Here is an 8,527-nt window from a genome sequence, read left to right as displayed (position 1 = left end):
TCGCGAATGCTGCCGGCCCTCATGAGCTCCGGTACGAGCCCGGTGGTGCTGCAGCGGAGTCGGCGGAGTCGGCAGAATCGGCAGAATCGGCGGGTTCCGTGGAACCCTGACCTCGACCGGCCTGCTACGGCAGCTCCACTTCCACAACCGATCCCAGCAGCGGCAGGTGGATGAGGATCCGGGCGGGGGCGGTACCGGTGATGTCGGTCAGGGCCTGCCGGTAGACGTCCATCTGGCCGAGGTAGTTCTTCCGGACATGGCCGACGGGGTCGCCCCCGGGGTAGGTCTTGTGGTCCACGATGATCTGCCGGTCGTCGCCGCTGTCGCCGCCGCCAGCCACGGTGACCAGCTGGTCGATCCAGCCCTGGGCCCGCTGGTGGTCGGCGTTGGCCCAGGTGAAGGGAACCTCGGAGTCCACGGCGGTCGCCCCCAGGGACTCATGCAGGAACCGCTGCCACCGTTCACCGCACTCCACGACCTGCTCAGCGGTGACCACGGCACCGACACCCCAGTTCGTCACCAGTCGTGCGGCGACCTGCTGCTTCACGGCGTCATCCAGGGAGTCCAGCGGAGCGGCGAGGTAGGAGTGGATGCAGTCACCGACCTTGTTCCACTCCGGGCCACCACCGCTGACCAACGCGGGACCCAGGTCCGCGACCTCGCGGACGAGGGCACCCGCGGCGAGCTCCGCAGAAGCTTCGGCACCACTGGGGGCGAACGTGGCGGACACGATCTCACAGCCGGAATCGGCGACACCACGGTCGACATCGAGCTGCCCGGCCGGCGAGATGGACCCGGTGGCGTCCGTCGCCGTCTCCGCCAGCTCCGCCGGCTTCTCCGTCTCGCGCGGCAGGGCGGGCACCGGGTCCGAATCGGCGAGCAGTTCGGCGAGCTCACCGGCGGCCAGACCGGACTCCGCCAGCGCTCTCCACTTCGCCGTCGACGAGTAGGGGGCCAGCACGGTCCGGAACCTCGACCGGGTCATCGCGACATAGAGCAGCCGCTGCTCCTCGAGGAGTTCGGTGGTGCGTCGGGACTGCTGCGCGTCAGTGGCGGTCAGCGCCTTCTTCACCCCGGAGTGGGCGAGCAGGGTGTCCGGCCAGAACCGGAGATGCCGTCCTGCCAGAGGATCGGACATGGTCAGTGGGGTGTTCGACTGCACCCACACCCCGGCGGGGGTGAACCGCTCCCGGGCGTCCGGCAGGGCGACGACGACCGTGTCCCACTCCAGTCCCTTGGCCTGGTGGACGGTGTGGACCTCCACCGCTCCCGGCTCGGCGGTCGGGGTGGAGACCGTACCCTCATCAGCCAGGTGGGCCAGCACCCCGGCGACGGTGGCGGGCTCACCGGCGGACTCCTGCTCGGCGGCGAAGTCCGCCGCGGCCTGAAGGATCCCGGTGACTGACCCGGTGCGCTGAGCGGGACCGGTCGATGCGGCGACACGTCCACGCAGGTCGAGGGCATCCACCACCGCGGTGACGAGTTCGGTGACCGGCAGTTCGGACATGGCGCCGCGCAACGCGGTCAACGGTGCGAGCACCGGGTCAGCGGCCCACTCCCGCAGCTGCGCCCGGCAGGCGTCCCGGTCCGGCAGTGCGGTGAGCTGATCGAACCAGTCCGCGTGGGCCGGGTGGTCGGGCATCAGCGTGATCAGCTCGACCAGGGCCCGGGTGTCCGACGTGTCCAGCAGCAGTGCCAGGGCGGCGGTGACGAGTTGGCCTTCCCTGGTGGTCGACAGTGGGACGCCACCACCGGCGCAGGGGATACCTGCGGCACCCAGCGCGGAGCGGATCTCCGCGGCGTGGGTGTTGGTGCGTACCAGGATCGCGCGGCTGCCCCGGTGCGCGTCACGGTCGTCCAGTTCGGCGATGCCGTCGACGATCCGGTCGAACCACAGTTCCTTCTTCGCACGGCCTTCGGTGTGCGGCCAGGTGACGGTCTCGCCCGCCGCGCGGGCACCGTCGGCGGCGTAGGCACAGGCGCGCGCCTCCGGGACGGTGAGCTCGACATCACCGGTGAACAAGCGGCTGAACAGGCGGTTCGACAGGTCCAGCGGCGCCTGCCTCGTCCGGTAGGAGTGCGTGAGCACCTCGGAGCGCCCGGCCAGTCCAGCCGGATCGGTGATCACTTCGACCGCTGAATCCATCAGCGCGGGGTCGGACCCGCGGAAGCCGTAGATCGACTGCTTCGGGTCACCGACCCAGATCACCTCGTCCACCAGCTGCGCAAGCTCGGTGAACAGGGCTAGCTGCAGGGGGCTGGTGTCCTGGAACTCGTCGACGACGAGGATCCGGAACCTGGCGGCCAGGGTCTCCCGGACCGCCTGCCGGGTCGCCTCGGGCACACCTTCCCCACGCAGCAGCTGCAGCGTGAGCTGTTCCTGATCGGTGAAATCGATGAGGCCGAGGGCGTCCTTGTAGTCGGCGTAGGCGCTCAGGCACTCCGCCGCGGTGGTGAAGACCAGTCGGATGAGCGTGTCCACGTCGCCGCGCAGGGCAGGGTCGGCGAGAATCTCGGCGGCGGAGGTGACCGACCCGTAGGCCTCCTTGATCGGCTTGGTCGGCGACGGTACCCCCGGCACTTTGCCCTCGGCGGTCTTCAACCAGTCCGACCAGGGGATCGAGTCACGGTCGCGGCGCACCCGGCGTCCGAACCGTTCCAGGGCGTCGATCCGGTCGAGGACGCCGTTCGCCGAACGCGTGGGGATGGTGCCGTCATCGATCTCGTCGCGCAGCCGGCGGGGCAGGGAGCGGGCGGCGGTGGCCAGGGCGGCACGGGTGTCGGTGGGGGCGGAGCCGGCGGACTCCTCGTCGAGAACGGCGTGGAGCTCGGCGATACTGGCCTCGGCGAAGCCGGGGAGTTCCCCGGCGGCGATGTTGTTCGAGCGGGCATGGTCGGTGACGCTGCGGATCGTCGCCGCCCAGTTCGTCGCCCGGCTGAAGAAGCCACGGTCCTCGACCGCGTCATAGCCGGTTCGTGCGAGCAGGGCGCGGTGGGCGTCCTCGGCGTCGGCGATGAGGTGGTCGGTGGCACGGGTGAAGGCGGCGTGCTGCGACTGTTCAGTGAGGACGGCGAGATCGGGGGATCGGCCGGCGTCGAGGGCGAAGTCGGTGAGGATGCGTCCGGTCACCGAGTTCACCGTGCCGATCAGTGCGGTCGGCAGTGCGGCGGCCTGGTCCAGCAGGCCGCGGTCGACGAGCGTGCCACGGATCCGGTCGGTGAGTTCAGCGGCGGCGGCGCGGGTGAAGGTCGTGGCGATGATCTGGGAAGGACGCAGCACGGTGCCGTCGTCACCTGCGTGGGTGAGCCGGTCGGTGAGCAGTTCGGTGAGCCGGTAGGTCTTCCCGGATCCGGCCGATGCCCTGATGATGGTCCAGCGGGTCATGCCCGGTCTCCTTTCACGCCGGTGACCAGCGCTAGATCGGTGTATCTGGCGGACGCGGCGGGAAGGAACCCGGTTTCGCCGGCGGCGGCGAGGGCGGCCCGTGCGTCATCGGTGGTGCTGTCGGCGTCATCATCGGCGTCACCTTCCTGCAGCACCAGGAGGTTGCCGAGATCCGTGACCCGTCCCGCGCGCAGGTCGTCCAGGATGCGGTTGAGCCCGGTGACGGCCCGGTTCCACAGATCGTCGGCGGTCGGGGCTCCACCCTCGGCGACGGTGACCTCGAGTGTGTCGTCGCCGAGCCCGAAACGGCGGTCGGCGGTGTGGAGCAGATTGTCGTGGAGGGAGAAGTACGCCACCGGCACCTCGGCGAGCCGTCCGCCGGCCCCCGCGACGGAGGCGGCGTACACCGCGAGCTGCAGGGCGGTGCCGTCGGCCACCGCGTCCCGGTACTTTCTCTTGGCGAAGGTGTACTTCAGGTCGATGACACCGTCGGTGCCGTCGGCCATGACGACGTCCATGTCGCGGAAACCACCGAGGGTCAACGGCGCACCGTCGTGTCCGTGACTCCCCGTCAGCGTGGTCTCGAACTCCGCTTCCACGTCGCGGACGCGGATGCCGGCGTCCTCCAGTGCGGTGAACAGGCCCGTGATGGAGCGGACGGCGAGGGCGACCGTGGCACCACGGTCGCGGCTGTGGCCGGGCAGCGCGAGTTCGGAGGCGTAGGCGGGCAGTAGCGCCCGGAGTTCCGTGGCGACCTCCTGCGGAGTGACACGGACGGTGACCGGTGCGCCGTCGTTCTCGCTCAGCTGCCGACCGACGACGGCCTCGACGGCGGCGTGGAGCCAGGTACCGATCATCCGGTTGCCGGTGGGGACGTCGACCAGGCCGCCGGCGCGGACCCCGAGACGCCGGTCGAGCGGCCATTCGAGCGGATGGACCAGCAGCTTCTCCCACTGCGAGAAGCTGATACGGGTGGGGATGAGGTGCTCCCCGCCGGCGACGGTGCGGTGGACCGGGTCAGGGACGCAGAATTCGAGGGCGTCGGGGGAGTGGGCCGTGCCCGCGGGCAGGACGGCCGCTTGCCGGGTGGCGATGCGCAGGTCGTCGGAGGTGGTGCCGGTGTGGCGGGGCAGGTCGTTGAGGAGGAAGGTGAGGGCGGCGTGCTCGGCGGCGCGTTCCCCGTCCACGCGGGTGGGCAGCACCGCGGTGACGGTGCCTCGGCGGCGAAGCGCCCGCAGCTCGGAGTGCAGCGTGAGCCGGGCGACCGCCTCAGGGTCGGGCATGACGGTTCCGGCGTCCCGCAGCCAAACAGCTTCGGCGGGACGCAGCAGGTCACGCACCCCGTAACGGTCATCGACCGGCAGCCACCAGACGACCGGGGCGGTACCGGTGCCGAGCTGGCCGGGGGTGGTGACGACATCACGGGTCGCTGATGCCCCGGCATGGACGCGGAGCCCTCCGGTACTCGTGACCTCGGCGACAATCTGGTCGAGTTCGTGGCCGCTGATCCGGTCCCCGAGCCCGGCGACCAGCGTGCTGACGGTGGTGGTCAGTTCTGCGACGCGGGCGGGTTCGTTGTCACCACGGCTGAAGCGCCTGAGCTGTCTGGCGAGCCAGGCGAGGTGGGCGGTGACGAGGGCGGTCTCTATGCCGTCATGGTCGGTGAGCGGGGTCAGGCGAATGAGTTCGTCGAACTCGCGGACGGCCCCGGCATCTTCCGGCCCGGCATCTGCCAGGGTGTCGGCGACAGCCGCCGCCCATGCAGGTCCACCGATCCCGGGTTGTTCACTGATGGCGCGAATGAGGGTCCTGCGCAGCGCCCCGGGCAGCAGCGGGAATGCGGCGGCCCCCCTCTGCCCCGGGACGGTGACATTGAGCAGGTCGGCGAGAGCGGACACATCGTGAGGTGCGGTGACCGCCCGGAGGAACACCGGGATGACCTGGGACAGCGGTGAGACACCGCCGGGGCGTACGCCCACCGGCGCTGCTCCGAGGCGCAGTAGCTCATGGTCGAGCAGTTGGCTGGAACGTCCGGCGAGGACGGTGTGGTGCCCACCGGTTCTCTCGAGGTCGGTGAGCAGGCGGGCGACTGCCGGGGCTGCGTCCCATTCCGTGTCCGCGGTGAGGATGGTGAGTTCGGCCAGCGGCGCCGGTTCGGGCAGCTCAGTGACCGGGACACCGAGAACGGTGAGGTTTCCGAGGATCCGCCGCCACAGTGGTGGCAGGTCATCGACGGGATGGTCGAGGTCGATCGCGTCGATACCGAGTGGCCACGAGGCGCCGGCGCTGACCAGGTCGGTGAGCATCGCGTCGATGGTGCGCAGGGAGTCCGCGGGACCCGGTGCCCAGCCGGGCGTGGTCGCCAGCAGCGCTTCGACGCGGGTGAGGACGCCGAGACGCTCGGGAACGGCGGAATCCGCGGCGCCCGGTGTTCCGGCGGGGAAGTCGGGACACCACCCGGCGGCGACGAGCTGGTCACGCCAGGTGAGCAGTTCCCGGGCGACGGTCCACGGGTCGTGGGAGAAGCCGGTGGCGGGCCAGGATCCCGGGCCGGACGTGGCGATGACCCGGCGCAGAGCACTGCGGTAGGCGGCGATTCGGGTGGGCTGGTCAAGCTCCGGTCGGGTGACGGCGAGCCGGGTGGCGAGAATGTCGGTGAGCCCCGTCGGGCCGGTGACGACTTCACCTAGTGTGGCGGGGGTGGCGGCGGTGGTCCAGCGGGCGGTGTCGAAACCCCATCCGAAGGTGATGTGCATGCGGCGTCCTTTCTCTTGGTCGCGAGGCTACCGGGTGGACCGGACGGCATCGGCGTGGGGAGTGCCGGTGTTCGATTTCTGGTGGCGTCGGACCACGTACAGGGCCGCGACGATGATGACGACGATGACGGCGGTGGTCCCCAGGAACAGCGGAAGCGACCGTTCCGGGGGAAGCAGCTGGATGAGACCGGGAATCGCGAACACGATCGCGAGGAAGGCGAGGGTCTTGTTCTGGAGGCTGTCCTGCTGGGACTGCCGGTGATTCCTACGGTCCCGTTCATTCTCCCGGGCCTGCGCCTCCTCCGCCGCCTGTCGCTGCAGCTGCCGGTCGAGGTCGACCTGACGCTGGTTGAACTGGACCGAGTAGACGGCCTCCCGCAGAGACAGTTCGTCCTTGACATCGAGATAGCGGCGCGTCACCCCGAGAGACTCCCGGAGAGAGAGCATGAACTCCGTGTCCAGGTCACGACCCGGGACGACCTCGAACCACAGCCGGTCGCGGAACCGGACGAAGTCCGACTGGATGTCCCGGAACTTCTTCAGGGCGGCGGAGAGATCGGCGACAGCATCATCGAGACTCTGGTCGCCGTCTTCGGACCCACGCAGTTCAGACGAGGCGAGGGTGATGGAGCGGAGACGCTCCCCGATGTTGCCCAGCATGGTCGATGCCCGATGAATGAGGATCGCCAGGTCGATGAGCCTGGTCCCGGAGAGCATCCACGGATTGGAGTCGTGGACGTCTGCGGGACAATTGCGGACCAGCGCCGCACCGTGGTGGGTCGGGACCATGGTCCAGTACTCGAAAGCGCTGCGGTCGGGATTGTCCGGGGTGGCTGAGGAGTAGCGGGGAATCCCCTCCGCGAACTGGTCGGCGCCGGAACCCAGTGCCCAGGCCCAGGTGTCCTGGAGACACCAGCCCCATTCACTGTCCTCCCCGGGATCCTGGAACAGTGCGGGGTGCGCGTCGAGATCCTTGCCCGGAACCGCGCAGACGACCCGGACCGGCCGCCTGGATACTCCGCTTCGCCACAGTCGGACCGGGCGTTCGCCCGGATGCCGGATGACGGTCGGCTCCGCGAAAGTCACCTTGCTGCCACCGGCGATCTCACCGCTTTTACCGACGGATGCGATGAAGCGGTCGCTGTCGGGTGCACCGTCGTTGAGGGCATTGACGGCGTCCGCGATGAAACGGTCCAAAAGACGCACGTCCTGTGTCTCCCCCGGTGTCCGTTCCGCTGTCTGCCCCGGTGACTTCACGGTGATCCGGCGGCGTGACCGGTGCAGTGACTGCGAGACCTGTTCGAGCGAGGAGGAGGAACAGTTCTCGGCGAGGATGTGCAGAACGAGGTAGTCGTGGGCGAGCTCGCCCGGCACTGAATGAACCTTCTCCCCGCCGGATTCGTCGGGCGTGCTGACATCACGGTGGGTGAGCATTCCCCGGTACTGGAGAAACTCGGCGCACACCAGCCGGACGCTGGCACGGGAGGAAACACTGGAACCGTCGACCGGCTCTTCATCGAGCATGAAGACGGAGACAGGTTTCTCCGGTTGGCCGGAAGCGGGAGTGTCCCCGTGCTTCGGACTCACTGTGGAGTAGGTGTCGGCGGAGAACAGGTACCTGTGGCACCGGAGGTCCTCACGCAGTGGATTCGATGTGGTGGTGGATCCGGACCGGTTGAGCCCCGGAACATCCCGGTCGACAGCCGCAGCACCGACGGACTCCGCCAGCGGTCCGGTGAATCTGGCGGTGGCGGTCTCATGGAAGGTCCGGGGGGTGTATGCGTAGACCCCGTCTCCCTGTCGGTTCCAGTCGGGTGCCCGATAGGTGCCGTCTACGTCGACGGCGGTCTCAATTGTCTGGATGCCACGGAATCTGCCAGGCAACCAGGACGGGGGCAGGTCCACGAACCGTTGTGCCGTCCGCGCGGGAGGGAGGCCGGACGCGGGGAACGGAAGAACCAGGGTGAACAGTGTGGCACGCCAGTCCGGTAGCTCTGAGGTGGAGTAGTCCCTGGGGAGGCGGAGGCGCATTCCGGGCTTGACGTAGTCCCTGTCGTCGGACTCAGTTCTGTGTTTCACAGTGTTCCTCGGGTCTGAGGGGAGAATGTTGGTTGTCTACTCTCACACTGTCATGAGGGGAGCCGTGGTGTGTGCGGAGTGGGTAGCAGTCCCCGCCGCTGCAGGAGAAACAATGTCAAATCCCATTTGCTGGGATCATAACACCCCCAAAGTGGGTTATTTTGGGATCTGAACCGGCTGGGGGCCTACTGTTGACGACGAACTCGGCCACACCAACGCTCGTGGGCGAGTCTCGGCCCTGACCCGCACCCTGGTCAGGGCCGTCTCATGTCTGTGCTCGTTTCGGTGGCGGGCCCGCAGGCTGTTG

3 protein-coding genes are annotated in these 8,527 nt (G+C 68.9%); all 3 read right to left on the bottom strand.

The genetic code is table 11. The features are described from left to right. Positions 1 to 124 precede the first annotated feature (124 nt). The 3 genes from QZV72_RS05730 to QZV72_RS05720 are packed head-to-tail and all read right to left on the bottom strand — an operon-like array spanning position 125 to position 8,220. Positions 125 to 3,385 (bottom strand): exodeoxyribonuclease V subunit beta, encoded by a 3,261-nt coding sequence (locus QZV72_RS05730; protein WP_297006193.1) that lies wholly within the window; start codon positions 3,383 to 3,385, stop codon positions 125 to 127. Beyond that, entirely contained in the window at positions 3,382 to 6,141 is a 2,760-nt protein-coding gene (locus QZV72_RS05725) for a PD-(D/E)XK nuclease family protein (RefSeq protein WP_297006192.1), read from the bottom strand. The genes QZV72_RS05730 and QZV72_RS05725 overlap by 4 nt, the downstream gene beginning before the upstream one ends. A 27-nt stretch (positions 6,142 to 6,168) precedes the next feature. After that, positions 6,169 to 8,220, bottom strand: coding sequence for a hypothetical protein (locus QZV72_RS05720; RefSeq protein ID WP_297006190.1), 2,052 nt, complete (start codon positions 8,218 to 8,220; stop codon positions 6,169 to 6,171). Positions 8,221 to 8,527: the final 307 nt, after the last annotated feature.

The sequence above is a fragment of the uncultured Corynebacterium sp. genome, assembly GCF_902782855.1.
Classification (GTDB): domain Bacteria; phylum Actinomycetota; class Actinomycetes; order Mycobacteriales; family Mycobacteriaceae; genus Corynebacterium.
The sequence above is the reverse complement of the archived record's forward strand: the minus strand, read 5'-3'. Positions and strand labels throughout refer to the sequence as shown.

Coding starts and splice junctions, on each gene's coding strand:
- QZV72_RS05730 (WP_297006193.1), bottom strand. CDS start 3,385: ATGACCCGCTGGACCATCATCAGGGCATCGGCCGGATCCGGGAAGACC.
- QZV72_RS05725 (WP_297006192.1), bottom strand. CDS start 6,141: ATGCACATCACCTTCGGATGGGGTTTCGACACCGCCCGCTGGACCACC.